The 2,066-nt window shown below is 67.3% G+C and carries 2 protein-coding genes; both read right to left on the bottom strand.

Annotation, left to right across the window (positions count from 1 at the left end):
• On the bottom strand, positions 1 to 967 hold a 967-nt coding region (locus tag VA603_RS10595; RefSeq protein WP_323438799.1), incomplete at its 3' end, for a dipeptidase.
• 169 nt (positions 968 to 1,136) lie between these two features.
• On the bottom strand, positions 1,137 to 2,066 hold a 930-nt coding region (locus tag VA603_RS10590), incomplete at its 5' end, for a class I SAM-dependent rRNA methyltransferase (RefSeq protein ID WP_323438798.1).

Genomic DNA, 2,066 nt, shown 5'->3' with positions numbered 1-2,066 from the left:
TCTGGTCCAGCTCGGCCATCGCCCGGGCCAGTTCCACGCCCTTGGCCATGCTCATGTCGTCCCAGCCCCCCAGGCGCTTGCCGATTTCTTCCTCGGCCTGCTTGCGCTCGGCGGTCTTGGTCTCGTCGATCAGGTAGCCGCCATAGGCATTGGCCTGGATCACGCCCCCCTTGGCGGCGAGCTGGCGCAGGCGCGCGTCGTCGAGGTTGCGCGGGTGGTCAAACACCGCCTTGGCCGAGCTGTGCGACAGGATGAACGGCACCGGCATCATCTCGATGAGGTTGTCGAACACCGCATCGGACGCGTGCGACTGGTCGATCACGATGCCCAGCTTCACCGCCTCGTTGACCAGCGCCTTGCCGGCCGGGCTCAGGCCCTTCCACTCCGCGCCCTTGGGGTCGGTGGCCGAATCGGCGAACTCGTTGTTGGCGAAATGCACGGTCGACATCAACCGCAGGCCGGCCTTGTAGTAGAAGCTGAGCAGCGAGGGGTCGGCCACCAGCGGGCTGCCGTTCTCCATGCTGATGTAGACCACGCGCTTGCCGGCGGCCTTGATCCGCGCCGCGTCATCGGCGCTCAGCGCCAGCTGGAACTTGTCCGGGTTGGCGGCCAGCATCTCGTGGATCTGCAGCATGCGCTGCAGGCCATGGTCGCGCTCGGCGGTGTGCGCGGCCGGGGTGCGGTCGCCCTGGTCGGTGTAGATGGCGAAGAAGCCGCCATCGAGCGCGCCTTCGACCATGCGCGGGTAGTCCACCTGCGACAGCGCGTTGTGGTCGTGGCGCTGCATGATGTTGAAGTCCGCCCGGGCGAAGTTGGCCGGGGTATCCAGGTGCGAGTCCAGGGTCAGCAGGCGGCGCTGCAGTTCGCTGGCCTTGGCCAGTTCGGCCTGGCTGAACTCCACGGCCGAGGCCGCCAGCGGGAAGCACAGCGACAGGGATACCAACAGGGACAGGGGACGCAGCGTCATGAGACCTCACCAGGGGTGGAAAGGCCCGACCTTAGCCCCGCCTACCGGTCACGGCCAGTGACGGACGGCATGGGCGCGCCGGACACCCGCCGCGCGCGATCCGCCCCCTCCCTTTGGCGCAGCCAAGGGGAGGGCTGGGGAGGGGTAAGGCCCTCCCGCTAGTCCCGGATCAATCCACCACGCGGCAGAACACCGCCTTGAGGTAGCGCGATTCCTGCACGTGCGCCATGAACGGATGGTCCGGGCCGGCACCGGCCACCTTCAGGATCTGGATGGTGCGGCCGGAATAGAACGCGGCGCGGCGCAGCATGTCCAGGAACTGGTCCTCGGCCACCAGGCCGGTGCAGGAGAACGTGGCGAACAGGCCACCGGGCTTGACCACGCCCAGCGCCAGCTTGTTCATGTCCAGGTACTTCTTCAGCGCATTGATGACCTGGTCGCGGTCGCGGGTCATCTTGGCCGGGTCCAGGATCACCACGTCGTACTGCTCGCCGCGGTTGGCCGCATCACGCAGCCACGGGAAGATGTCGGCCTGCACGAACCGCGGCTTGGCGTTGTTCAGGCGTGCATTGCCCTTGGCGATCTGGATCACGTCCTGGTCGATGTCCACGCCCAGCACGTCGCTGGCGCCGCGCGCGGCGGCGTACACGGCGAAGCCACCGGTGTTGCAGCACAGGTCCAGCACGCTCTTGCCTTCCACCTGCTGGCTCAGCCACTCGCGGTTCTCGCGCTGGTCGGCGAAGAAACCGGTCTTGTGCGCGCCGGCCGGGTCGGCACGGAACTTGATGCCGTACTCGGTGATGACCGCTGGTTCGGTGGTGGTGTTGCCGTGGAAGTCGAAGCTTTCCTGCTTCTGCACGTGCTCGTCGGCGAAGCTGTGGAAACGGCAACCCGGGAACTGTTCGCGCAGGGCCTCGTAGATCCACTCGCGGTGGCGGAACATGCCGGCGGCGAAGAACTCGACCACGATCAGGTCGTCGTAGCGGTCCACCACCAGCCCGGACAGGCCGTCGCCCTCGCTGTGCACCACGCGCCAGGCATTGGAGACCTGGTCCAGCTTGAGCACGTCACGGCGCAGCGACACCGCCTCGGCGATCTT

It is taken from the genome of Stenotrophomonas capsici, from assembly GCF_034961085.1.
GTDB classification, from domain to species: domain Bacteria; phylum Pseudomonadota; class Gammaproteobacteria; order Xanthomonadales; family Xanthomonadaceae; genus Stenotrophomonas; species Stenotrophomonas capsici.
This window is presented reverse-complemented; position numbering and strand designations above follow the sequence as displayed.